At 73.0% G+C, this 23390-nt stretch carries 23 protein-coding genes and 1 pseudogene; 14 read left to right on the top strand and 10 right to left on the bottom strand.

Features of this window, described 5'->3' with window-relative positions; genetic code table 11:
• Positions 1-203: 203 nt before the first annotated feature.
• A complete protein-coding gene (locus tag ACWEPF_RS35220) occupies positions 204-533 on the bottom strand; it encodes a DUF3099 domain-containing protein (RefSeq protein ID WP_345290750.1) in 330 nt (109 codons plus the stop codon).
• Positions 534-732: 199 nt separating this feature from the next.
• Between ACWEPF_RS35220 and ACWEPF_RS35215 the strand changes: the two genes are divergently transcribed.
• Complete coding sequence (locus tag ACWEPF_RS35215) at positions 733-999, top strand: GlsB/YeaQ/YmgE family stress response membrane protein (protein ID WP_452175780.1); 267 nt, start codon at positions 733-735, stop codon at positions 997-999.
• 18 nt (positions 1000-1017) lie between these two features.
• Here ACWEPF_RS35215 and ACWEPF_RS35210 read toward each other — a convergent pair whose 3' ends face one another.
• From ACWEPF_RS35210 to ACWEPF_RS35195, 4 genes are all read right to left on the bottom strand, one after another.
• Positions 1018-1569 (bottom strand): RNA 2'-phosphotransferase, encoded by a 552-nt coding sequence (locus ACWEPF_RS35210; protein ID WP_449796547.1) that lies wholly within the window; start codon positions 1567-1569, stop codon positions 1018-1020.
• Between the two features lie 15 nt (positions 1570-1584).
• On the bottom strand, positions 1585-2982 hold the full coding sequence (locus ACWEPF_RS35205) for a metallopeptidase TldD-related protein (protein WP_452175779.1): 1398 nt from the start codon (positions 2980-2982) through the stop codon (positions 1585-1587).
• Positions 2982-4535, bottom strand: coding sequence for a TldD/PmbA family protein (locus tag ACWEPF_RS35200; RefSeq protein WP_452175778.1), 1554 nt, complete (start codon positions 4533-4535; stop codon positions 2982-2984). Before ACWEPF_RS35200 ends, ACWEPF_RS35205 begins: the two co-directional genes overlap by 1 nt.
• A 126-nt stretch (positions 4536-4661) precedes the next feature.
• Positions 4662-5792 (bottom strand): MBL fold metallo-hydrolase, encoded by a 1131-nt coding sequence (locus ACWEPF_RS35195; RefSeq protein ID WP_452175777.1) that lies wholly within the window; start codon positions 5790-5792, stop codon positions 4662-4664.
• Positions 5793-6154: 362 nt separating this feature from the next.
• On the opposite strand from ACWEPF_RS35195, the gene fabG reads away from it, so the two are divergent.
• On the top strand, positions 6155-6874 hold the full coding sequence (fabG, locus tag ACWEPF_RS35190; RefSeq protein WP_345290744.1) for a 3-oxoacyl-[acyl-carrier-protein] reductase: 720 nt from the start codon (positions 6155-6157) through the stop codon (positions 6872-6874).
• Between the two features lie 2 nt (positions 6875-6876).
• Positions 6877-7647 (top strand): enoyl-ACP reductase FabI, encoded by a 771-nt coding sequence (gene fabI, locus ACWEPF_RS35185; protein ID WP_345290743.1) that lies wholly within the window; start codon positions 6877-6879, stop codon positions 7645-7647.
• A 204-nt stretch (positions 7648-7851) separates the two neighbouring features.
• On the opposite strand, the gene ACWEPF_RS35180 is transcribed toward fabI, so the two are convergent.
• The gene (locus ACWEPF_RS35180) at positions 7852-8520 is read right to left on the bottom strand and encodes a FadR/GntR family transcriptional regulator (protein WP_452175776.1); all 669 of its coding nucleotides are present in this window, start codon (positions 8518-8520) and stop codon (positions 7852-7854) included.
• A gap of 85 nt (positions 8521-8605) precedes the next feature.
• Between ACWEPF_RS35180 and ACWEPF_RS35175 the strand changes: the two genes are divergently transcribed.
• From ACWEPF_RS35175 to ACWEPF_RS35165, 3 genes are all read left to right on the top strand, one after another.
• Positions 8606-9868 (top strand): MFS transporter, encoded by a 1263-nt coding sequence (locus ACWEPF_RS35175; RefSeq protein ID WP_345290741.1) that lies wholly within the window; start codon positions 8606-8608, stop codon positions 9866-9868.
• 44 nt (positions 9869-9912) lie between these two features.
• Positions 9913-10035 carry an SGM_5486 family transporter-associated protein gene (locus tag ACWEPF_RS35170; RefSeq protein ID WP_345290740.1) on the top strand — a complete coding sequence of 41 codons (123 nt, stop codon included), beginning with the start codon at positions 9913-9915 and terminating at the stop codon, positions 10033-10035.
• A 73-nt stretch (positions 10036-10108) separates the two neighbouring features.
• Positions 10109-10639, top strand: coding sequence for a SixA phosphatase family protein (locus ACWEPF_RS35165; protein ID WP_345290739.1), 531 nt, complete (start codon positions 10109-10111; stop codon positions 10637-10639).
• Positions 10640-10711: 72 nt separating this feature from the next.
• Here the strand turns inward: ACWEPF_RS35165 and serB are convergent, their stop codons facing one another.
• Positions 10712-11959 (bottom strand): phosphoserine phosphatase SerB, encoded by a 1248-nt coding sequence (serB, locus tag ACWEPF_RS35160; RefSeq protein WP_452175775.1) that lies wholly within the window; start codon positions 11957-11959, stop codon positions 10712-10714.
• Between the two features lie 173 nt (positions 11960-12132).
• Here serB and ACWEPF_RS35155 point away from each other — a divergent pair, with 173 nt between their 5' ends.
• The 3 genes from ACWEPF_RS35155 to ACWEPF_RS35145 all read left to right on the top strand — a co-directional run bounded on the left by ACWEPF_RS35155 (position 12133) and on the right by ACWEPF_RS35145 (position 16476).
• The gene (locus tag ACWEPF_RS35155) at positions 12133-14541 is read left to right on the top strand and encodes an FHA domain-containing protein (RefSeq protein WP_452175774.1); all 2409 of its coding nucleotides are present in this window, start codon (positions 12133-12135) and stop codon (positions 14539-14541) included.
• Between the two features lie 143 nt (positions 14542-14684).
• Positions 14685-15836 carry a GAF domain-containing sensor histidine kinase gene (locus ACWEPF_RS35150; protein ID WP_452175773.1) on the top strand — a complete coding sequence of 384 codons (1152 nt, stop codon included), beginning with the start codon at positions 14685-14687 and terminating at the stop codon, positions 15834-15836.
• Positions 15829-16476: a response regulator transcription factor gene (locus ACWEPF_RS35145; protein ID WP_345290736.1), complete on the top strand. Its 648-nt coding sequence runs from the start codon at positions 15829-15831 to the stop codon at positions 16474-16476. The genes ACWEPF_RS35150 and ACWEPF_RS35145 overlap by 8 nt, the downstream gene beginning before the upstream one ends.
• A gap of 19 nt (positions 16477-16495) precedes the next feature.
• Here the strand turns inward: ACWEPF_RS35145 and ACWEPF_RS35140 are convergent, their stop codons facing one another.
• Positions 16496-18256 (bottom strand): glycosyl hydrolase family 28-related protein, encoded by a 1761-nt coding sequence (locus tag ACWEPF_RS35140; RefSeq protein ID WP_452175772.1) that lies wholly within the window; start codon positions 18254-18256, stop codon positions 16496-16498.
• Between the two features lie 93 nt (positions 18257-18349).
• Positions 18350-19162: a hypothetical protein gene (locus tag ACWEPF_RS35135; protein ID WP_452175771.1), complete on the bottom strand. Its 813-nt coding sequence runs from the start codon at positions 19160-19162 to the stop codon at positions 18350-18352.
• A 123-nt stretch (positions 19163-19285) separates the two neighbouring features.
• Here ACWEPF_RS35135 and ACWEPF_RS35130 point away from each other — a divergent pair, with 123 nt between their 5' ends.
• The 5 genes from ACWEPF_RS35130 (at position 19286) to ACWEPF_RS35110 (ending at position 22953) form a co-directional block, all read left to right on the top strand.
• Positions 19286-20077: an ABC transporter ATP-binding protein gene (locus ACWEPF_RS35130; RefSeq protein WP_452175770.1), complete on the top strand. Its 792-nt coding sequence runs from the start codon at positions 19286-19288 to the stop codon at positions 20075-20077.
• A gap of 146 nt (positions 20078-20223) precedes the next feature.
• Positions 20224-20646 (top strand): NfeD family protein, encoded by a 423-nt coding sequence (locus tag ACWEPF_RS35125; RefSeq protein ID WP_345290732.1) that lies wholly within the window; start codon positions 20224-20226, stop codon positions 20644-20646.
• A 10-nt stretch (positions 20647-20656) separates the two neighbouring features.
• Positions 20657-21691, top strand: a complete 1035-nt coding sequence (locus tag ACWEPF_RS35120) for an SPFH domain-containing protein (RefSeq protein ID WP_452175769.1) — start codon at positions 20657-20659, stop codon at positions 21689-21691.
• A gap of 171 nt (positions 21692-21862) precedes the next feature.
• Positions 21863-22621: a sulfite exporter TauE/SafE family protein gene (locus tag ACWEPF_RS35115; protein ID WP_452175768.1), complete on the top strand. Its 759-nt coding sequence runs from the start codon at positions 21863-21865 to the stop codon at positions 22619-22621.
• A 35-nt stretch (positions 22622-22656) separates the two neighbouring features.
• The gene (locus ACWEPF_RS35110; protein WP_380149089.1) at positions 22657-22953 is read left to right on the top strand and encodes a 4a-hydroxytetrahydrobiopterin dehydratase; all 297 of its coding nucleotides are present in this window, start codon (positions 22657-22659) and stop codon (positions 22951-22953) included.
• Positions 22954-23309: 356 nt separating this feature from the next.
• Here the strand turns inward: ACWEPF_RS35110 and ACWEPF_RS35105 are convergent.
• Positions 23310-23390, bottom strand: a pseudogene (locus ACWEPF_RS35105) (uracil-DNA glycosylase); the annotation flags it as partial.

Here is a 23390-nt window from a genome sequence, read left to right as displayed (position 1 = left end):
GTACCCGAACACGACGACGCCGGGCAGCCACGGGGGGAGCCGCCCGGCGTCGGTCAGTCGCTCCGACGGGGGATGCGGAGCGCGTACGCAGTATGTCACGCCAGGCGGCCCGCGTGGCTAGGTTCCGTCGAGATTAATCTGAGCTTGTTCTGAGCTTTCTGTCCGGCAAATCGGCTGAACAGCCGTCAAACCGGGCATGAGCCTCAGCTGCGCGCCTGGTCGCCGCCGCCACCGGAGCCGCCGGGGCCGAGCATCAGGGGGGTGTCGGCCGGGATCGCGAAGGTGCTCGGCAGGCCCGGGGCCTTCTCCCGGCCCGCGTTGGCGATCAGCACCGCGAAGTACGGCAGCAGCACCGCGCCGGCCAGCGCGCCGTAGGCGACGAAGCGCTCGACGTTCCACATCGCGACCGCGAGCAGCACGCAGAGGGTGCGCGCCAGCATCGAGATCACGTACCGGCGCTGGCGCCCGCGGACGTCCTCGCTCAGACTGCTCCGCGCCCGGGTGATCCGGAAGACCTCGTCCCGCTTGCCCATGCCTCTAACCGCCCTCGTCAGCCCCCGCACTCCGGCCCGGTGCGGCCATCTCACGGTACGCCCGCCCACGCCCGTACAGGAGGGTGGGGGCACGGGAACGGCCCACCCGGGGTGCGGGTGGGCCGTACGGGGCAAAAACTGTGATCCACGGGGAGGAGCACCGCCGAGGGTCGGCGGCCGCGGCCTCCGGGAGCTGACTATGTGGGCGATCATCTCGGCGCTGATCGAGGGTCTGATCCTGGGCGGCATCGCCCGGTTGCTGATTCCCGGGAAGCAGGACATCCCGCTCTGGCTGACCATGGTGCTCGGCATGGTCGGGGCGATCGTCGGGAACCTGGTGGCGCACCTGTTCGGGGTGGCGGACACCCGGGGCTTCGACTGGTGGCGGCACGCCTTCCAGCTCGGTGCGGCGGTGCTGTTGATCGTGGTGGTGGCGCCGGTCTGGAGCTCCCGGAAGAAGTCCTGACCGGCGCCTGACGCGACCTCAGGCCGGTAGCCGGCCGAGGTAGCCGGGCGGCACGGCGTCGGTGAGCCAGACGCCGTTCGCGGAGATCCGGAACTCGTGTCCGGCCGCGTGCAGGCCCGCCGCGTCCACCGTGAGCACCACCGGACGGCCGTGCCGGGAACCGACCCGCACGGCCGTCTCGGTGTCCGCCGACAGGTGCACGTCCTGACGGCTCATCGGGCGCAGGCCCTCGCGGAAGATCGCGTCCAGGGACGCCCCGGTGGTGCCGTGGTAGAGCACCGCCGGGGGCTCGGCGGCGGCCAGACCGAGGTCGACCGCCACCGAGTGCCCCTGGCTGGCCCGGATCGCCGAGCCGTCCTCCGAGAAGGCGAAGCGCTTCTTGTTGTTGGTCGCCACCACGTGGTCCAGCTCGTCCCGGGTGATCCGGGTGCCTTTCCGGCGCAGGGCGTCGAGCAGCGTGTCCACCGGGACCCAGCCGGCCTCGTCCAGCGTGATGCCGATCGAGGCCGGGTCGTGCCGCAGGACCCGGGAGAGGGTCTTGGAGACCCGTACGCCGCGCTTCTCGTCCATCGTTACCGCTACTCCTCAGCTCGCTTGGCTGACCGAGCTCATGTTGAAGTCCGGCACCCGGACCGGCGGCATGGCCGCCCGGGTGAACCAGTCGCCCCATTCACGGGGGAGGCAGGGCTCGGTCTTGCCCGCCTCGGTGATACGGCCCAGCAGGTCCACGGGGGACTCGTTGAAGCGGAAGTTGTTCACCGCGCCGACGACCTCGCCGTTCTCCACCAGGTAGACGCCGTCGCGGGTGAGACCCGTGAGCAGCAGGGTGGCGGGGTCGACCTCGCGGATGTACCAGAGGCAGGTGAGCAGGAGGCCGCGCTCGGTCCGGGCGATCATCTCGTCCAGGGTCGGGGCGGCGTCCTGGTCGGCCGTCTCCAGCACCAGGTTGTCGATCGCGGGGGTGAGCGGCAGGCCGGTCAGGCCGCTGGTGTGACGGGTGGTCAGCAGGTTGGCCAGCTTCCCGTCCTTGATCCAGTCGGTGGAGGCCAGCGGCTGGCCGTTGTCGAAGACCGAGCTGTCGCCGTCGGAGGAGTGCGCCAGCACGAACGGCGCCGCCTCCAGGCCGGGGTGGGCCGGGTCCGAACGCAGCGTCAGCGGCAGCTCGCTGAGCTGCTCACCGACCCTGGTCCGCCCGCCGGCCTTGGAGAAGACGGTGCGGCCCTCGGCCGCGTCCCGGCCGCCGGAGGACCAGCTCAGGTAGACCATCAGGTCGGCCACGGCGGTGGGCGGCAGCAGCGTCTCGTACCGCCCGGCGGGGAGGTCGATCCTCTTGCGGCCCCAGCCGAGGCGCTTGGTGGCCTCGGCGTGCAGCGCGGCCACGTCCACGTCGGCGAAGTCCCGGGTGGAGGCGCCGACCCAGGCGGAGGCCGACAGGTCCTCGGTCTTGGCGTTCAGCTCGACCGTGCCGGTCGGCTGGTCGTGCCGCAGCCGCAGGCCGGTGGAGGTGCCCAGGTAGCTGGAGACCACCTCGTGGCGGGCGAAGCCGTAGAGCAGCTGGCCCTCCTTGCGGGCCCGGGCGAAGGCCTCGCCGAGCGCCGGGGCGAAGGCGGTGAAGACCTCGATGGAGGTCTCGGCCGGGGCCGCGGTGAAGTCTGCGGAGGACTCCCGGGACGGCAGCAGCGGCTGGGCGTCCTCGGCCGGGCCGGCCTCGCGGGCGGCGGCCTCGGCGGAGCGGACCAGCGCCTCCACCTCGTCCAGGGTGACGGCCTCCGCGGCCACCACGCCGGAGGCGGTGCCCTCGGCGCCGTCCACGGTGGCGATCACGGTGAGCCGACGGCCCCGGGTGACCCCGTTGGTGGTCAGGGCGTTGCCGGCCCAGCGGAGGTTGGCGGTGGTCTCCTCGTCGGCGATGACCACGCAGCCGTCGGCCTCGGAGAGTTCGAGCGCGCGCTCGACCAGTTCGTGCGGGTGGACGATGGGCATCAGTGACCCGCCTCCTGCTGGGTGTTGAGCACGTTGACGCCGCGGAAGAGTGCGGACGGGCAGCCGTGGCTGACGGCGGCGACCTGGCCGGGCTGGGCCTTGCCGCAGTTGAACGCACCGCCGAGCACGTAGGTCTCGGGGCCGCCGACGGCGCTCATCGAGCCCCAGAAGTCGGTGGTGGTGGCCTGGTAGGCGAAGTCCTTGACCTGGCCCGCGAGTTCGCCGTTGCGGATGGCGAAGGCGCGCTGGCCGGTGAACTGGAAGTTGTACCGCTGCATGTCGATCGACCAGGAGCGGTCGCCGACGATGTAGAGGCCGTTCTCCACCTGGGAGATCAGGCCCGCGGTGTCGGGGCCGCCGGCCACCGGCTGGAGCGAGACGTTGGCCATCCGCTGCACCGGGACGTGGCCGGGGGAGTCGGCGAAGGCACAGCCGTTGGAGCGGCCCAGGCCCTTCTGCTTCGCCATCGCGCGGTCCAGCTGGTACCCCGTCAGGACGCCGTCCTTGACCAGGTCCCAGGACTGGGTGGCGACGCCCTCGTCGTCGTAGCCGATGGTGGAGAGGCCGTGCTCGGCGGTGCGGTCACCGGTGACGTGCATCAGCTCGGAGCCGTACTTCAGCGAGCCCAGCTTGTCGAAGGTGGCGAAGGAGGTGCCCGCGTAGGCGGCCTCGTAGCCCAGCGCGCGGTCCAGCTCGGTGGCGTGGCCGATCGACTCGTGGATGGTCAGCCAGAGGTTGGAGGGGTCGATGACCAGGTCCAGGGGGCCGGCCGTGACGCTCGGGGCCTTCATCTTCTCGGCCAGCAGGACGGGCATCTCGGCCAGCTCGGCGTCCCAGTCCCAGCCGGTGCCGAGCAGGTACTCCCAGCCCCGGCCGACCGGCGGCGCGATCGAGCGCATCGAGTCGAAGGCGCCGGTGCGCTCGTCGACCGAGGTGGCCTCCACCGTGGGGTGCAGCCGGATCCGCTGCTGGGTGGTGACGGTGCCCGCGGTGTCCGCGTAGAACTTGTTCTCCTGCACCGTCAGCAGGCTGGCCGAGACGTGCGAGACGCCGTCGGCGGCCAGCAGGCGCCCGCTCCAGTCGGCCAGCAGCGCGGTCTTCTCGGCGTCCGGCACCTCGAAGGGGTTCACCTCGTACGAGGAGACCCAGGTGACGTCCGCGTGCACCGGCTCCTCGGCCAGCTCCACCAGGTCCGTGCCGCCGGCCGCCCGGCTGATCCCGCCGGACAGCTTCGCCACCGCGACGGCCTGCTCGGCCACCCGCTGCGCGGCCTCCGGGGTCAGGTCCACCCCGGCGGCGAAGCCCCAGGCGCCGTCCAGCAGCACCCGGACGGCGAAGCCGAGCTGCACCGTGTCGGAGGAGCCGGAGGGGCGGGCGTCGCGCAGCCGCCAGGAGGCGGAGCGCACCCGCTCCAGGCGGAAGTCGGCGTGCGAGACGCCGAGCTGCTTCGCTCGGCTCAGCGCGGCGTCCGCGAGGGTGCGCAGCGGATAGGCGAGGAACAGCGGGTCGACGGCACGGCCTTGGGTGCGGCCGGCGCTGGGCGTCGGGGGCATCGGGCTCCCTGAGTCGGGGACGAACGGAGGGTCGGGGCGCCCCGCTCACGAGGCACCCCGTACCGCATCATGGACCGCTCAGGGGATTGGGGCCAGCAGATTAACGGCGGGTCAGCGGACGGCGTGTCAGGCCACCGTCTCCCACCAGCCGTCCAGCTCCGGCGGGCTGTCCACGTCCACCCGCTGGCCCGGGCGCGGCACCGCGACCGGCACCGCGTGCTCCTTGGCCGCCACCAGCAGCCGCTCGACCGGCTCGGCCCACGGGTGCAGGCCCAGGCGGAAGGTGCACCAGTGCACCGGCACCAGCAGACCGCCGCGCAGCTCGCGGTGGGCCAGCACGGCGTCCTCCGGGGTCATGTGGATGTCGGCCCAGGCCGTGTCGTACGCGCCGATCTGCACCAGCGCCGCGTCGAACGGGCCGTGCTGCTCGCCGATCCTCGCGTAGCCCTCGAAGTAGCCCGAGTCCCCGGTGTAGTAGACCTTCCGGCTCGGACCGGCGATCACCCAGGAGCCCCAGAGGGTGGTGTTCCGGGTGGTGCCTCGGCCGGAGAAGTGGTGTGCGGAGGTGAGGGTGACGGTCAGGTCCCCGAGGGTGCAGGTCTCGTCCCAGTCCAGCTCGATGATCCGGTGCTCCGGCACGCCCCAGCTGCGCAGGTGGCCGCCGATGCCCAGGGGCACGGCGAACGGCGCGGACTGGCTCTTCGTCAGCCGCTGGACGGTCGGCATGTCCAGGTGGTCGTAGTGGTCGTGCGAGATCAGCACCACGTCCACCGGCGGCAGGTCCTCCAGCTCCACCGGCACCGGGTGCAGCCGCTTCGGGCCGACGTGCTGGGAGGGCGAGCAGCGGTCGCTCCAGATCGGGTCCAGCAGCACCCGGCTGCCCTCGATCTCCACCAGCGCCGAGGCGTGGCCGAACCAGGTCAGCTGCACGCCCTCGGTCACGTCCTGGTGCGGGCCGCCGTCGAACCGGGCCAGCGGCACCGGGCCGGTCGGCAGGCCCTCGCGCTCGAACAGCATCCGACGCAGCGTCCCCGTGTCGGCCGGGGAGCCCACCGAGGGGCGGGCCAGCTCGGACGGGGCGTTGTGGAAGACGCCGTCGCGGTACTGCGGGGAGTTCCGCACCCGGGGGTCGGCCGGGTCGGGCCGGCGGCCGAAGGCGACGGGCACCTCGCGGAAGGTCCAGGCGGCGGCCCCGGCCGCGGCGGTCAGGGCGGCCAGCAGCAGGGTCTTGCGGCTGCCCGATCGTTCCTTGCTCATCCGGTTCTACGCTCTCTCGGTCCGTGGCGACGGGCCGGCCGACGGCGGCCCGTGTGGGCAACGGCGGCGACCGGTCCGGTTGTTCCCGTTCCGGCGCCCTCGCCCCGGTATTGGCGGGTCCACTGAGCCGCGGGTGGCCGAGCCGTCGCACAACGTCAGCACCGGCCGCCCCGGTGTCCGTGCCCATTGTCGGAAGGCGACAGTTCGGGCCGGGCGGACCTGTGGGAGACCGATTCGCCCCTGGCCGGAAATGACCGATAGCGTCACACTGCGTACGCGCGCACCGCGTACCGCCGCGGCCCACCCGCCACCCCACGTGCCGGACCGGGGCCGCCGGTCAACCAAGGAGAAGAGGTGTGTCCGTGAGCCGCTCGGTTCTCGTCACCGGAGGTAACCGGGGCATCGGTCTTGCCATCGCCCTGGCCTTCGCCGAGGCGGGTGACAAGGTCGCGATCACCAGCCGCTCGGGCGAGCTGCCCGAGGAGCTGGCCAAGTTCGAGGCGATCGCCGTCCGCTGCGACATCAACGACGCCGCGCAGGTGGACGCCGCCTTCACCGAGGTCGAGGCCGCCCACGGCCCCGTCGAGGTGCTGGTCGCCAATGCCGGGATCACCAAGGACACCCTGCTGCTGCGGATGTCGGAGGAGGACTTCACCTCCGTCCTGGACACCAACCTCACCGGCACCTTCCGGGTGGTCAAGCGCGCCTCCGCCAAGATGCTGCGCGCCCGCAAGGGCCGGGTCGTCCTCATCTCCTCGGTGGTCGGCCTGCTGGGCTCCCCGGGCCAGGCCAACTACGCCGCCTCCAAGGCCGGCCTGGTCGGCTTCGCCCGCTCCCTGGCCCGCGAGCTCGGCTCGCGCAACATCACCGTCAACGTGGTCGCCCCCGGCTTCGTCGACACCGACATGACCGCGGTGCTCAGCGAGGAGCGCCGCAAGGAGATCGTCGCGGGCGTGCCGCTGGGCCGCTACGCCACTCCCGGCGAGATCGCCTCTACCGTGCGCTTCCTCTCCTCCGACGAGGCCGCGTACATCACCGGAGCCGTCATTCCCGTCGACGGCGGATTGGGCATGGGTCACTGAACATGAGTGGAATCCTCGAGGGCAAGCGCATCCTCATCACGGGTGTGCTGATGGAGTCCTCCATCGCCTTCCACACCGCCAAGCTGGCCCAGGAGCAGGGCGCCGAGGTCATCCTCACCGCGTTCCCCCGCCCCAGCCTCACCGAGCGCATCGCCAAGAAGCTCCCGAAGCCGGTCACCGTCCTGCCGCTCGACGTCTCCAGCGAGGAGGAGCTGGCCGGCATCGCCGACAAGGTCCGCGAGGCCGGCCTGCCGACCCTGGACGGCATCGTCCACTCCATCGGCTTCGCCCCGCAGGACGCCCTCGGCGGCAACTTCCTGCACACCCCGTGGGAGTCCGTGGCCACCGCCATGCACGTCTCCGCGTTCTCGCTGAAGTCCCTCACCACGGCGCTGCTCCCGCTGATGCAGGACGGCGGCTCGGTGGTCGGCCTGACCTTCGACGCGCAGTTCGCCTGGCCGCAGTACGACTGGATGGGCCCCGCGAAGGCCGCCCTCGAGGCGACCAGCCGCTACCTCGCCCGGGACCTCGGCCCGCGCAACATCCGCTGCAACCTCATCTCGGCCGGCCCCATCGGCTCCATGGCCGCCAAGTCCATCCCGGGCTTCGGCGACCTGGCCGCCACCTGGGAGACCCGCTCCCCCCTCAAGTGGGACCTCTCCGACCCCGAGCCGGCCGGCCGCGGCGTCGTCGCCCTCCTCTCCGACTGGTTCCCCAAGACCACCGGCGAGATCGTCCACGTCGACGGCGGCCTCCACGCCATCGGCGCGTGAGCGTAACCACCTAGGTCAAGCACCACCAGGCGCGAGCCATGTGCACCTAGGTCAAGCACACCAGGGGCGCGAGGAACTGCGCGCGGCGGGAGAAGTGAAGCTCAGCTTCTTCCGCAGCGCGCAGTTCCTCGCGCCCCTGGGCTCGTAGGTGGTGATCCTCGCGCGAAGCCCCGGGTCCGTAGGTGGTTGCCCTCGTGCGAAGCGTCAGGCGTCGCTGCAGACCCCGATCGCCCGCCCCGCCTCGACCGAGGCCTTCGCGGCGTCGCGCTCCCGCACCGCCTCCAGGATCCCGTCGTGGCTGACGTACCGTTCGGCGATCAGCTCCGGCCCGACGTCGTGCCGCAGGTGAGCCCGCGTCACCTCGCCGAGGTCCGCGTACACCGCCGCCAGTACGTCGTTGTGGGCGGCGGCCACCACCGCCTGGTGGAACGCGGCGTCGGCCTGGATGAAGTCCTCCGTCTCACCGGAGTGCCACGCCGCCTCCCGCCGCTCCAGCGCGGTCCCGATCAGCTCCAGGTCCCGTTCGCTGCGCCGGACCGCCGCCAACCCCGCCGCCGAGGTCTCCAGCACCGCCCGCAGCTCCGCCACCTGCTCCTGGTCGGCGTCCGCGAAGCGACGGTGCATCACCCCGGCCAGCTCGCTGGTGGCGAGCACGTACGTCCCCGAGCCCTGCCGGATGTCGAGCAGCCCGTTGTGGGCGAGCGCGCGGACGGCCTCCCGGACGGTGTTCCGGGCCACCCCCAGCTGCTCCACCAACGCGGACTCGGTCGGGATGCGGGCCCCGACCGGCCACTCGCCGGAGGTGATCTGAGCCCGGAGCTGGGCGATCACCTGGTCGGAGAGCGGGGTGCGGCGGGTGGTCGACAGCGCCATCGGACTCCCTGTCAGTTCTTGGTACGGGACCCCTTCAGGATACCGGGGTGCCCAAAATTCATCCCATCATTCTATGATGGGGCGCATGCAGACCGCCAAGACCACCGAAGCCGAGGCGACCACCACCGCCGTACGCACCTCTCCCCGCCCCGCCGCCCACCGCCTCGGCTGGCTGCTGGCCCTGGCCGTCGCGGTCGCCGCGCTCAACCTCCGCCCGGTGGTCACCAGCCTCGGCCCGATGCTCGACCAGGTCCGCTCCGACCTGCACATGAGCGCCACGGTGGCCGGCCTGCTCACCGCCGTCCCCTCGCTCTGCTTCGCCGTCTTCGGCCTGGCCGCCCCCGCGCTGGCCCGGCGGCTCGGCCCGGTGGTGGTGGTCACGGCCGGTCTCGGCGCCATCGCGCTCGGCGTGCTGGCCCGCTCGTTCGCCGGCGGCACGGCGGTCTTCCTGCTGCTCACCGCCGTCGCCCTGGCCGGCGTCGCGGTGGCCAACGTGCTGATCCCGGTGGTGATCAAGCGGTACTTCCCGAACCACGTGGGCCCGATGATCGGCCTCTACTCGATGGCGCTCTCGGTCGGCACCGCGGCCGCCGCCGCCCTCACCGTCCCGATGACCACCGCCCTCGGCGGCAGTTGGCGCGAGGGCCTGGGCGTCTGGGGCCTGCTGGCCGTGGCGGCCGTGCTGCTCTGGCTGGTCACGCTCCTGCTCCGCCGCGACACCCGCCGCTCGGCGGCCTCCGCCACGGCGACCCCGTCGGCCACCACCAGGCTCCCGATCACCCGCAGCCGCACCGCCTGGGCCCTCGGCGCCTTCTTCGGCCTCCAGGCCACCAGCGCGTACGCCACCATGGGCTGGCTGCCCACCATCTACAAGGACGCCGGGGTCTCGGCCGGCACCGCCGGCGTGCTGCTCGCCCTGGTGATGGCGATCAGCGTGCCCGCCTCCTTCGTCCTCCCCAACCTGGCCGCCCGCCGCGGCGAGCAGGGCCTCTTCGTGGTGGTCCTCGCCCTGTGCGGCATCGCCGGCTTCACCGGCCTGGCCCTCGCCGCCGGTACCGTCCCCTGGCTCTGGGCGATCCTGGTCGGCCTCTCGATGTGCGCCTTCCCGCTCGCCCTCACCATGATCGGCCTGCGCGCCCGCACCCCGGGCGGCGTCACCCAGCTCTCCGCCTTCGCCCAGAGCCTCGGCTACCTGATCTCCATCCCGGGCCCGATCCTGGTCGGCTCGATCTACCAGAGCACCGGCCAGTGGTACCTGCCGCTCGGCTTCCTCGCCCTGCTGCTGGTCCCGCAGATGGCCTTCGGCATCCGGGCCGGCAAGGCCCGCCACGTCGAGGACGAGGGCTGACCCCGGGGGAGTCCACCGCCGTAAGCGGATGCGAGACTCCTCCCATGCCCGTCCTCGAACCGAACCCCCCGAACGGTCAGAAGAAGCTCCTCCAGCTCCTCGGCCTGATCGCCGCCCTCGTCGTGGTGATCGCGATCCTCGCCAGCTTCGCCAACGACATGGGCTGACGCCGCCACCCCCAGGAGTGGTGGGCGCGGGGAGCGCCGCGCCCGACCGGGGGTTTTCTGGAAAGCTCTGGGTATGAGCGCCGACACCCTCCGAAGGATCATCGTTCTCCGCCACGCCAAGGCCGACTGGCCCAACGGCGTGGACGACCACGAGCGGCCGCTGGCCGACCGGGGCCGTCACCAGGCCCCGGACGCCGGCCGGTGGCTGACCGACTCCGGCATCAATCCCGACTACGTGCTCTGCTCCACCGCCCTGCGCACCCGGGAGACCTGGAAGCTCGCCGCCCACGAGCTGCCCAAGCGCCCCCGCAAGACGGTCTACGAGGACCGGATCTACGAGGCCAGCCCCGGCGAGATCATCGCCGTCCTCCAGGAGACCCCGGACGACCACCACGACCTCATCCTGGTCGGCCACAACCCGGGCGTGCTCGGCCTCACCCAGATCCTCGCCGGCGACCAGGGCGACCCCGACGCCCTCACCCGTCTCACCCGAGGCGGCTTCCCCACCGCCGCCATCGCCGTCCTCTCCTTCACCACCCCCTGGAAGACCGTCGAACCGGGCATCGCCACCCTCGACACCTTCCACACCCCGCACGAGGACTGACGCGACGTCAGGGGCCCCGACCGTTCCGACGGTCGGGGCCCCTGACGTGCGACGGTTCGATCGTCCGCCGGATCAGTCCTCGGTGGGGGTGCCGTCCAGGGCGTCGGCGGCTTCGACCTCTTCGCGGGTGATGCCCAGCAGGTAGAGGACGGTGTCGAGGAAGGGGACGTTGACCGCGGTGTCGGCGGCCTGGCGGACGACGGGCTTGGCGTTGAAGGCGACGCCGAGGCCGGCCGCGTTGAGCATGTCGAGGTCGTTGGCCCCGTCGCCGATGGCGACGGTCTGCTCCAGGGGGACGCGGGCCTGCTCGGCGAAGCGGGCGAGCCAGCGGGCCTTGCCGGCGCGGTCGACGATCTCGCCGGTGACGCGGCCGGTGAACTTGCCGTCGACCACTTCGAGGGTGTTGGCGGCGGCGTAGTCGAGGCCGAGCTGCTCGACCAGGTGGTCGGTGACCTGGGTGAAGCCGCCGGAGACGATGGCGACCTGGAAGCCGAGGCGGCGCAGCGTACGGACCAGGGTGCGGGCGCCCGGCGTGAAGCGGACCTCGGCGCGGACCTTCTCGGTGACGGCGGCGTCCAGGCCGGCCAGCAGGGCGACCCGGGCGCGCAGCGACTCGGCGAAGTCCAGCTCGCCGGCCATCGCGGCGGCGGTCACCGCGGCGACCTCCTCCTCGCAGCCGGCGTGCGCGGCGAAGAGCTCGATCACCTCGTCCTGGATCAGGGTGGAGTCCACGTCCATGACGACCAGCCGCTTGGCCCGCCGCTGCAGCCCGGCCCGGACGACCGCGATGTCGACCCGCTGGGCGGCGGCCTCGGTGACCAGGACGGAGCGCAGCTCCTCGGTGGGCACGCCGGAGACGGCCAGTTCGACGGCGGTGACGGGGTACTTGGCGAGGCGGAAGACGCGGTCGATGTTGCCGCCGGCGTCGGTGATGCGGCCGGTCAGGGCGGCGGTGGCGGCGGCGGTCAGGGGGTGGCCGAGCACGGTGACGTGGGAGCGGCCCTCGCGGCGCGGGGCGTTGTCGCCGGTGCCGGAGATGATCTCGGCCTGGAGCTTGAGCTCCTCCGCCCAGCGGTGGACGGTCGAGCGGAGCGCGCCCTCCGCGCCGGGGCCGCCCTGGGGGGTGGCGATCAGGGCGCAGAGCGTGATGCGCCCCCGGGTGACCATCTGCTCGATGTCGATGACGTCCACGCCGAACGCGCCGAGCGTGCTGAACAGTCCGGAGGTGATCCCGGGACGGTCCTTGCCGAAGACCTTGACCAGCAAGGTGCGCTCATCGTCGTACGACCGGGGCAGCGGGGGGAGGGGCGCAGCGTTCATGGTGCCTCCCACGCTACCGGGCCGCCTGACCGCGCCTGCAACGGCGTCCGCCCTCTGGACCAACGCGCGGACGAACGGTGGGGGAACAGTGACCGGCTGACAGCGCCCGCACCGGGGTACTGGAAAGATGGCGCCCCGTCAGGGGTCGGGACCGGCGGGGGGAAGAGCGGGACGTGGCACAGCTCGAAGTGGTGGTCGGCGGGCGGAGGGTGGTCCTCGATCCGGCGCGTTCGTACTCGGTGGGACGCGATCCGGCGGCGGACCTGCGGATCGACGACGCCCGGGTCTCCTGGCGGCACGCCACCATCGGCCACCAGGGCGACGGCTGGCACCTCACCGACCACGGCTCCACCAACGGCACCTACCACCGGAACGAGCGCGCCGGGCGCATACCGCTCCAGCCCGGTACCGAGGTCCGCCTGGGCAGTGCGGCCAGCGGCCCGGTGCTGAGCTTCGCCGCCCCGCAGGTGCCCTGGCACGCGGCCGTCACCAAGCGCGGCGAGGCGCCCAAGCAGGCCTTCCCGGCCGCCGCGTTCCCCGCCGCCGCGTTCCCGTCCGCCGCGTTCCCGCGCCAGGAGCCCCCGACGGTGGTGCGCAGCCTGGCCGCGTACACCCGCACCATCCGGATCGGCCGGGCCTTGGACAACGACGTGGTGCTGACCGACCTGCTGGTCTCCCGCCACCACGCCGAGCTGCGCCAACTCCCGCACGGCGACTGGGAGGTGGTCGACCTCGGGGCGAACAACGGGGTCTACCTGAACGGCCTGCCGGTGCAGCGCGCCCGGGTCGGCGAGCAGGACCGCCTCACCATCGGCCGCTCCGGCTTCGCCCTGGTCGGCGGCCAGCTCCAGGAGTACGTGGACGACGGCGCGGTGACCTTCTCGGCCCGCCACCTCACCGTCGAGGTGGAGCACAAGGGCAAGCGCCGCACCCTGCTGGACGACGTCGGCTTCACCGTCCCGGAGAAGTCCCTGGTCGCGGTGGTCGGCCCGTCCGGCTCCGGCAAGTCGACCCTGCTGCGCGCGCTCACCGGCTACCGCCCGGCCGACGCCGGCCAGGTGCTGTACGACGGGCGCGACCTCTACCGGCAGTTCGCCGAACTCCGGGCCCGGATCGGCCTGGTGCCGCAGTCCGAGATCCTGCACCGCGAGCTGACGGTGCGCAGCGCCCTGCGCTACGCGGCCGAGCTGCGCTTCCCCGGGGACACCGAGGCGGCCGAGCGCGAGCGCCGGATCGAGGAGGTGCTGTACGAGCTGCGCCTGGACCAGCGGGCCGACCAGCGGATCAGCGCGCTCTCCGGCGGCCAGCAGAAGCGCGTCAGCGTCGCCCTGGAGCTGCTCACCAAGCCCTCGCTGATCTTCCTGGACGAGCCGACCTCCGGCCTGGACCCGGGCATGGACCGCGAGGTGATGCAGACCCTGCGCACCCTGGCCGACGACGGCCGGACCGTCCTGGTGGTCACCCACTCGGTGGCCGAACTCGGGCTCTGCGACCGGGTGTTGGTGCTCGCCCCGGGCGGCTCGGTGGCCTACTTCGGGCCGCCCGCCGAGGCGCTGTACTTCTTCGGCTACCCGAGCTGGGCGGACGTCTTCCAGGCCTTCGAGAACCACCCCGGCCACGACTGGGCCGGCCGCTACCGGGGCTCCCCGCACCACCAGGAGTACTCCGCCGACTCGATCGCCACCCCGCTGCCCGCGCTCCCCGTACGGCGCGGCGCAGCCGAGCCGCCCCGCCCGCGCAGCTGGGGTGCGCAGCTGTGGACCCTGGTCCGCCGCTACCTGGCGGTGCTCGGCACCGACCGGGGCTTCCTGGCGCTCTCGCTGCTGCTGCCGCTGGTGCTCGGCGGGGTCAGCGCGGTGATCCCGGACCCGTGCGGTCTGGTCGCCTGCGCGGGGGCGGGCCCGAAGGCGGTGAACGGCGGCGCGCGGATGATCCTGCTGGTGCTCGCGGTCGGCGCCTGTCTGGCCGGAGCGGCCAACTCCGTCCGCGAGCTGATCAAGGAACGGCCGGTCTACGAACGGGAACGGGCCACCGGCCTGTCCAGATCCGCCTACCTCACCTCCAAGGTGGTGGTGCTCGGCGCCGTCAGCCTGGTGCAGGGCGGGCTGATCTCGGCGATCGGCTTCGGGGCGCGCGAACTCCCCTCGGAGGGGCTGCTGCTGACGGGTGCTCCGGCGCTGGAGCTGGGGATCGGGGTGACCCTGCTCGGCCTCGTCTCGATGATGGTCGGCCTGGTCATCTCCGCCCTGGTGCGCACCGCCGAGAAGACCATGCCGCTGCTGGTGATGTTCGCCATCGTCCAACTGGTCTTCACCGGCGCGGTGTTCCGGCTCTACGACGAGCCCGGCCTGGAGCAGTTCGCCTGGCTGATGCCCGCCCGCTGGGCCGTCGCGGCCGGCGCCACCACCCTCGACCTCGGCCGGATCTCCCCGACCGCCCCCGAACCGGACGGCCTCTGGGCTCACGAGCCGGGACAGCTGCTGCTCAACTGGGCGGTCCTGGTGGCCTTCGCCGTCCTGCTCGGCCTGCTGCTGGCCCGGCTCCAGCGCCGCCACGAGCCCGAGGTGATGCAGCGCGGGTGAGCACCGTACGAGCCCCGGGGGAGTGCCGGAGCTCCGGTAGCGCGGCCGAGGACCTGCGGAGGTACGCGCGGCCCGGACCGGGACCATGGACCTAGACCCGATGCCTCATGCCCGCCCCCGGGCCCCGGCGGTAGCGTGGCCCCATGCCGGAACCGTGTGACCAGCCCGCCTGCGACCCCAACCTCAGCGGCATCGAGGCCGTCAGCAGCGCCGTGCTGGCGATGAGCCGCCACCTGGAGGTGCGCGAGGTGCTGCGGCGGATCACCGCCGAGGCCCGCGCCCTGCTGGGCGCCGAGTACGCCGCCCTCGGCGTGCCGGACGACCACGGCGGCTTCGCCCAGTTCGTGGTGGACGGCGTCAGCGACGAGCAGTGGAAGGCGATCGGCCCGCTGCCCCGCCAGCACGGGGTGCTCGCCGCGATGCTGCACCGGATGGAGCCGACCCGGCTGGCGGACGTCCGGCACGCCCCCGACTTCGAGGGCTGGCCCAGCGCCCACCCCGACATGAAGGACTTCCTCGGCGTGCCGATCGTGGACGGCACCGAGATCCTCGGCGCCGTCTTCCTGGCCAACAAGGAGGGCGGCTTCACCGCCCACGACGAGGAGCTGCTGCGCATCCTGGCCGCCCACGCCGCCATCGCCCTCGGCAACGCCCGCCTCTACGAGCGCAGCCGCGAGCTCACCCTGGCCGGCGAGCGGGCCCGGATCGCCCACGACCTGCACGACGCCGTCTCGCAGAAGCTCTTCTCGCTGCGCCTGACCGCCAAGGCCGCCGCCAAGCTGGTCGACCGCGACCCGGACCGGGCCCGCGCCGAACTGGCCGAGGTGGCCCGGCTGGCCGCCGAGGCCGCCGACGAACTGCGCACCGTGGTGGTCGAGTTGCGCCCCGCCGCACTGGACGAGGACGGTCTGGTGCCGACCCTGGCCTCCCAGGTCCAGGTCCTCGACCGGGCCCACACCGCCTCCGTCCTCTTCACCGCCGACGGCGTCCGCGCGCTGCCCCCGGCCCAGGAGGCGGCGGTGCTGCGGGTCGCCCAGGAGGCGCTGCACAACGCGCTGCGCCACTCCGGCGCCGGGGCCGTCGAGGTCACCCTGACCGGCACCCCGTCGCGCGGCGCCCGCCTGCGGGTGGCCGACGACGGCCAGGGCTTCGACCCGGACGCCGTCCGCCGGGCCGGCCGTCACCTCGGCCTGGTCTCCATGCGGGACCGGGCGGCTGCCGTCGGCGGCACCCTGTCGCTGGAATCCGCCCCCGGCCGGGGCACCGTCATCGAGCTGGAGGTCCCCGGTGCCTGACACCGCGTCACCGATCCGTGTCCTGCTGGTGGACGACCACCAGGTGGTCCGACGGGGCCTGCGCACCTTCCTGGAGGTGCAGGACGACATCGAGGTGGTGGGGGAGGCCGCCGACGGTGCCGAAGGCGTGGAGCGGATCCTCGCCCTCGCCCCCGACGTCGTGCTGATGGACCTCAAGATGCCCACGGTGGACGGCATCGAGGCGCTCAAGCTGCTCCGCGAGGGCGGCTCCGAGGCCAAGGTGCTGATCGTCACCAGCTTCACCGAGCAGCGCACCATGGTGCCCGCCCTGCGGGCCGGCGCCTGCGGCTACGTCTACAAGGACGTGGACCCGGAGGCGCTGGCCGGCGCGATCCGCTCGGTGCACGCCGGCCACGTCCTGCTCCAGCCGGAGCTGGCCACCGCCCTGCTCTCCGACGACACCCCGCGCGCCCCGCAGGGCCGCGGCGGCAGCCTCACCGACCGCGAGCGCGAGGTGCTCTCGCACATCGCCGACGGCCGCTCCAACCGCGAGATCGCCCGGGCGCTCCACCTGTCCGAGAAGACCGTGAAGACCCACGTCAGCAACATCCTGATGAAGCTCGACCTGGCCGACCGCACCCAGGCCGCCCTCTGGGCGGTCCGCAACGCGGCCGGCTGACGGGCCGGCTGACGGGTCGTCAGGCGGGCTCGACCACCAGCCAGGCGACCACCGAGGCGTCCCCGGCCGTCCCCCGGACCGCGAAGGACACCCCGGCCGTCCGCCCGGAGACGTACGCGACCCCGGGGGTGGCGCTCGAACCCGCCGCCGACTGCGCCGTCAGGAAGACCCGGCTGCGCGCCGTCACGGCCGTCGTGGGCACCGCCACCTCGGCGGTCCCGTTCAGGGTCAGCGTGCCCATCCGCGCGCTGCTCCCGCCCTCGCTCACCCGCAGGCCCTGACCCAGGCTCAGGGCCTGGTCGGTACGGAGCACCCCGGGGCCGGAGCGCTGGAGCACGGTGTCGGCCGCCGCCGTGCCGTCGCTCCACTCCATCCGGCCGGAGACGCCCAGCGCGAAGCGGGTCCGGGCCTCGCCGGCCACGGCGGCCTTGAGCACGTTGCTCGCGGCGGTGCCGGTCTGCAGCCGGACCAACGGCTGGTTGACGTTGGAGCCGCTGTTGTCGAGTGCCAGCGCCGTCCGGTCGTCCTGCGCCACCGCGACGCCGTACGCGGCGGTGGCGCCCCAGCGGTTGCGGTCCGCCGTCACCGGGGCGGAGGTCGGGCCGGTGGCCAGCCCCAGGCCCGGGTCCAGCCGCAGCAGCCCGTTCCCGCCGCCGTCCAGCACCGGGGCCTCGGCGGCCTGGAGGTAGCCGCCGGAGACGGAGACGAAGGAGGAGTCCGTCACCGCCAGGCCGTACTGCGGGGTGGAGGCGTTGGCGCCGCCGTCGTCGGTGCCGGGGAAGACCGCCAGGCCGGAGACCGCCACCGGCAGGGTGGTGCCGAGGGCCTGGAACCCGGCGTACCCGCCGCCCCCGGCCCCGCCGTTGCGGCCGTCCCGACGGAGCATCAGGCCGTTGAGCACCAGCGGGCCGGTGCCGGTGGCGTTCACCAGCACGCCGTTGTACGCGTTGCGGTCGGTGGAGAGGTTGGTGGCCGAGCAGCCGCCCGCGCCGTTGCCGGTGGTCCAGGCGCCGGTGAACTCGAAGCCGTGGTGGCCGTTCCACTCCGCCCGGCAGCTGACGAAGTGCGAGTTGGCGGCGTTGTTGACGTAGAAGCCGCTCTTGCCGCAGCCGATCGCCTCCAGGTCGATCCAGGTGCAGTCGGTCATCGAGAGGTTGAAGCCGAAGCCGCCGCAGGCGTTGGCCACCACCCGGGTGCCGCGCCAGCTGTAGGCGATGCCGGAGGAGTTGTACGAGGCGGTGACGCCGTTGCCGCCGACCCGGAACACGGCCACGTCCTGGAGCACCACGCCGTGCACGTGGCCGAGGGCCCGGATGCCGGCCACAGTGTTCCCTGCCGGGAGCCGGGAGCCGTCCACGGTCACCTCGGTCAGCCGCTGCTCGTTGCTCACCACCGGGTAGCCGCCGGTGGCCCGGTCGACGAAGCGGATCACCGCGTCGCCGGCGAACGAGGCCAGCGGCCGGACCGAGCAGGCCAGCAGGTCCAGGTGGGTGCCGTGACTGCCGCGCAGCGTGACGCCGGGCGGCACCACCAGCGGGGCCGAGGTGGCGTACACGCCGGGCGGCAGCAGCACCACGCCGCCGACCGGGCACGCGGCCAGCGCCGAGTTGACCGCGGCGGTGTCGTCGGTGCTGCCGTCACCGGCCGCGCCGTAGGGCGCGGCGGTCACGTCGAGCCACGGAGCGGCGGCGGTGGCCGCGGCGGCCGGCGAGGCGGCGGCCAGGCCGGCCGCGCCCGCCCCGGCCGCCGCGAACAGGAGCTTGCGTCGGGTCGCGTGCATGGAGGTCCCCCCGGAGGTCAGCGGTGATCGCCGGGGGAGTCTGCCACGCGCACCTGACGGGGTGTCGACCGCTTTCGGGTCAGCCGGCCGGTCTCAGCCCCGCTCGTCCACCAGGGCGTTGTACGCCGCCGTCTTGGCCCGCCGCGTGGTGCGGCCGAGGGGAGCCAGCACCTCCCGGCGGGCGGCCATCTCGGAGGCGGAGACGGCCGCGCCGTCGCCGTGCCCGAGGGCGATCCAGAGCAGTGCGGAGATCTGCCGGGCCGACTCCAGCACCCGCACCGCCCGGGGCGGGTAGCCCGGCGCCAGCAGTTCGGTGTGGCCCCGGCGGCGCCACTGGTCCAGCGCCCGCAGCGCCTGCGGGCCGGCGCCGGCCACGTCCAGCTTGGTGAGCATCAGGGTGGTCTCGCGCAGCCCGTCGGCCAGCTCGCGCTCGGCCTCGTGCAGTGACGGTACGTCAGCCGGAGGCGCGTCGTTCACCGCCGAGCAGCGCCAGAGCACCCGGACGCCCTGGTCGCCGGCGGGTCCGTAGACCTCCACCTCGGGCACGAAGCCGATCGGCAGGCCGACCGCGAGCACCGCCTCGCCGGCCACCATCGCGGCGTCGTTGAACCCGGCCGGGCCGGTCAGCCCGAGCGGGTGGCCGGAGACCGGCAGGGCCAGCCGCAGCCCGGTCGCCCCGAGCACCCGCAGCCGCCCCAGGGCCCAGGTGAGCCCGTGCAGTTCGCCCTCGGCGTCGCCGGGCAGGCCGGTCACCCGGTGGCTGTCGTCGGCCCCGGCCACGGCGGTGGCCGCGTGGTCGGGGGAGGTGTGGCCGGTCAGCAGCGCATTGCCCCACGCTGCCAGGCGCCCGGAGCGCGGCTCTTCGTACGGATTGTCGGCCGGATTGTCGGCGGCAAAGGCAGGCATCCGGCCAGCCTACGGAAAGTACGGCCATCCGCGTGGCGTAGGTTTGGACAGCAATCCCGAGGGCCCGGCGCCCGGGGCCCTCGGACACGGCCCAATTTTTCTTGCTTTGGGGAAGGCGTAGGCATGAGCGACGTGCTGGAACTGGTGGACGTATCCGTGGTCCGGGAGGGGCGCGCGCTGGTCGATCAGGTCTCCTGGTCCATCAACGAGGGCGAGCGCTGGGTCATCCTCGGCCCGAACGGAGCGGGCAAGACCACCCTCCTCCAGGTCGCCTCCACCTACCTGCACCCCACCTCCGGCTCCGCCGCCGTGCTCGGCGAGAAGCTCGGCGAGGTCGACGTCTTCGAGCTGCGCGCCCGGATCGGCCTGGCCTCCGCCTCCCTGCTGGACAAGCTCCCCGCCCAGCAGACCGTGCTGCAGACCGTGCTCACCGCCGCCTACGGCATGACCGCCACCTGGAACGAGGAGTACGAGAACACCGACTCGTACCGCGCCCTCGCGCTGCTCGACCGGCTCGGCATGTCGGCCCTGGTCGACCGGAAGTTCGGCACCCTCTCCGAGGGCGAGCGCAAGCGCACCATGATCGCCCGCGCCCTGATGACCGACCCCGAGCTGCTGCTGCTGGACGAGCCGGCGGCCGGCCTGGACCTCGGCGGCCGCGAGGACCTGATCCGCCGTCTCGGCGCGCTGGCCCAGGACGAGTTCGCCCCGGCGATGGCGATGGTCACCCACCACGTGGAGGAGATCGTCCCCGGCTTCACCCACGTCCTGATGATCCGTCGGGGCAAGGTGCTCACCGCCGGCCCGATCGACACCGAGCTGACGGCCCGCAACCTCTCGCTCTGCTTCGGCCTCCCGCTCACGCTGGAGCGCCACGGCGACCGCTGGGCCGCCCAGGGCCTCCCGCTGGGCTGACCGGGGCCGCTGAACGGCGCTGTACGCGGCGCTGAACGCACGGAACACGGACTGAACCGGGACCGGTCGCACATGCGGCCGGTTTCCGCCCGTCCACCTGCGGGAACTTTCCGCCGGGAGAGACCTCGCCTCCCTAGGATGGACCCGTGGACAGCTGGATCTGGTGGCTCCTGGCCGCAGTCGGACTTTGCATACCGCTGGTGCTCACCGCGATGCCGGAGTTCGCCATGTTCGCGGTCGGCGCCGGCATCACCGCAGGGGCCTCGGCCCTCGGCATCGGCGTGACCGGGCAGTTCCTGATCTTCGTCGGGACCTCGGCCGCCCAACTGGTGTTCGTCCGGCCGATCGTGCGCCGCCAGTTGGAGAAGGGGCCGCAGCTCAGGACGGGCGTCGATGCGCTCACCGGGGCCACCGCCATCGTGCAGGAGCAGGTCGACGGGCAGGGAGGGCGGATCAAGCTGAACGGCGAGATCTGGTCGGCCCGTGCCCTGCACCCCGGCAGCGTCTACGAGCCGGGGCAGCAGGTCGACGTCGTCGAAATCCAGGGCGCCACCGCCCTGGTCGTCTAGGGGAGAACGAGTGGAACCCGTCCTGATCGTCCTGATCGTCCTGGTCGTGGTGGCCTTCATCGCACTGATCAAGACGATCCAGGTGATCCCGCAGGCCAGCGCAGCCATCGTGGAGCGGTTCGGCCGCTACACCCGCACGCTGAACGCCGGCCTGAACATCGTCGTCCCGTTCATCGACCGGGTCCGGAACCGGATCGACCTGCGCGAGCAGGTCGTCCCCTTCCCGCCCCAGCCGGTGATCACCCAGGACAACCTGGTGGTGAACATCGACACGGTGATCTACTACCAGGTCACCGACGCCCGGGCCGCCACCTACGAGGTGGCCAGCTACATCCAGGCGATCGAGCAGCTCACCGTCACCACGCTGCGCAACATCATCGGCTCGATGGACCTGGAGTCCACCCTGACGTCCCGTGAGGTGATCAACGCGGGGCTGCGCGGCGTCCTCGACGAGGCCACCGGCAAGTGGGGCATCCGGGTCAACCGGGTCGAGCTCAAGGCGATCGAGCCGCCGACCTCCATCCAGGACTCGATGGAGAAGCAGATGCGCGCAGACCGCGACAAGCGCGCCGCGATCCTCACCGCCGAGGGCGCCCGGCAGGCCGCCATCCTGCGCGCCGAGGGTGACAAGCAGGCCGAGGTGCTCAAGGCCGAGGGTGAGGCCCAGGCCGCGGTGCTCCGCGCCGACGGTGAGGCCGCCGCCATCCGGACCGTCTTCGAGGCGATCCACGACGGCGACGCCGACCAGAAGCTGCTCGCCTACCAGTACCTGCAGACCCTGCCCGAGCTGGCCAAGGGCGACTCCAACAAGCTCTGGATCATCCCGAGCGAGGTCGGCGACGCGCTCAAGGGCCTCGGCGGCGCCTTCACCGGCCTCAACCCGAACGCCAACGGCAACGGCGCGGCCCCGGCGGCCACCTCCGTCCCGGTCGACCGCCCCTCCGTCCCGCCGACCGCCGGCCCGCGCCCGGTCGACACCGAGAAGGGCGCCGCCCGCCCCCGGGTGGAGCCCAGCCGCGAGTACCCCAAGCTCGACCCCGAGTAGGCCGCACCGCCGACGGGCCCGTTCCCCCTGCCGGGGAGCGGGCCCGTTCGCGTATCGGACGGCACTATCCGCCAGGCCCCGCCCTGATGCATGATCGGCGGACGAATCGTCCGGACGTCCGGCTGCGAGCCGCCCGAGTGCCGTGGACCGGACCAGGGAGGGGAAACACGCATGACGCTCTGGGAGGACCTCGCGGTCCTGCTCGCCGGGGTCGCCGCCGGGACCATCAACACCGTGGTCGGCTCCGGCACCCTGATCACCTTCCCGGTGCTGCTCGCCTTCGGCGTGCCACCGGTCACCGCCAACGTCTCCAACACCATCGGCCTGGTGCCCGGCAGCCTCAGCGGCGCCATCGGCTACCGGGAGGAGCTCAAGGGCACCGCCCCCCAGCTGCTCCGGCTCGGCACCGCCTCGCTGCTCGGCGGCCTGCTCGGCGCCTGGCTGCTGATCGAGCTGCCCGGCTCCGCCTTCGACGCGATCGTGCCGGTGCTCATCCTGCTCGCGCTGGTCCTGGTCGTGATCCAGCCACGCGTCGCCCGCGCGATGGCCGCCCGCACCCGGGACGGCGAACCCCGCGGCATCGGCCCGGTCCTGCTGACCGGCGTCTTCCTGGCCGGCATCTACGGCGGCTACTTCGGCGCCGCCCAGGGCGTGTTGCTGATCGCCATGCTCGGCATGCTGCTCCAGGACCCGATGCAGAAGCTCAACGGCATCAAGAACGTGCTCGCCATGGTCGTCAACGGCGTGGCCGCGGTCTTCTTCCTCTTCACCTCCGAGATCGACTGGCTGGTGGTCGCCCTGATCGCGGTCGGCTCCACCATCGGCGGCCAGGTCGGCGCCAAGGTCGGCCGCCGCCTCTCGCCGCTCGCGCTGCGCGCCCTGATCGTCGTGGTCGGCCTGGTCGCCGTGACCCGGATGCTCCTCACCTGACCGCGCCCTCGTGCCGCCCTGCGTAGCCTGACGGCATGACCGATCGCACCCTGCTGACCGAGGCTCAGATCACCGAGGGCCTGGCCGCCCTCCCGGAGTGGACCCGGGAGGGCGGCAGCATCGTCCGCACCGCCGAGACCGCGAGCTTCCCCACCGCCATCGCCGTGGTGGACACCGTGGCCCTGGCCGCCGAGCAGCTCGACCACCACCCGGACATCGACATCCGCTGGCGCACCCTGCGGTTCGTCCTCTCCACCCACAGCGCCGGCGGCCTCACCGCCCTCGACCTCACCATGGCCGCCCGCATCGACCAGGCACTGCGCGCCCTCTGACGCCCCGTCGCACGCCGCCCGGATGCCCGAAAAGCGCCGGTTCCGGGCGGGATGCCCCCGAGGGCGTGAGATGCTGGCCCCCGCACCACGCAGTCGGACGGACGGATCGCATGGCCCAGGACTACCCCGGCCCCGCCGGGCAGGACCCGGTCGGCTACGACTACCAGCCGGGCTGGTACCCGACCCAGGAGCAGCCGCAGTACCAGCCGCAGGAGCAGTACGCGGGTCATCAGCAGTACTACGACCCCTCGCCGTACGCGCCGACGGACTACCAGGAGCCGCCGGCCGCACCGGCCTTCGAGCCCGCGGTGCCGCCCGGGGCCGTGCTCGCGTCCGTGCCGTCGCCCTCGCCGTCGTACCACGTGGCGGGTGGTGTCGATGAGCGGCAGCTTCTTCTTGGCGTAGTTGCCCCAGAGCACGAAGACGCAGGGCTCCTC

The sequence above is a fragment of the Kitasatospora sp. NPDC004289 genome (genome assembly GCF_053602875.1).
This window is presented reverse-complemented; position numbering and strand designations above follow the sequence as displayed.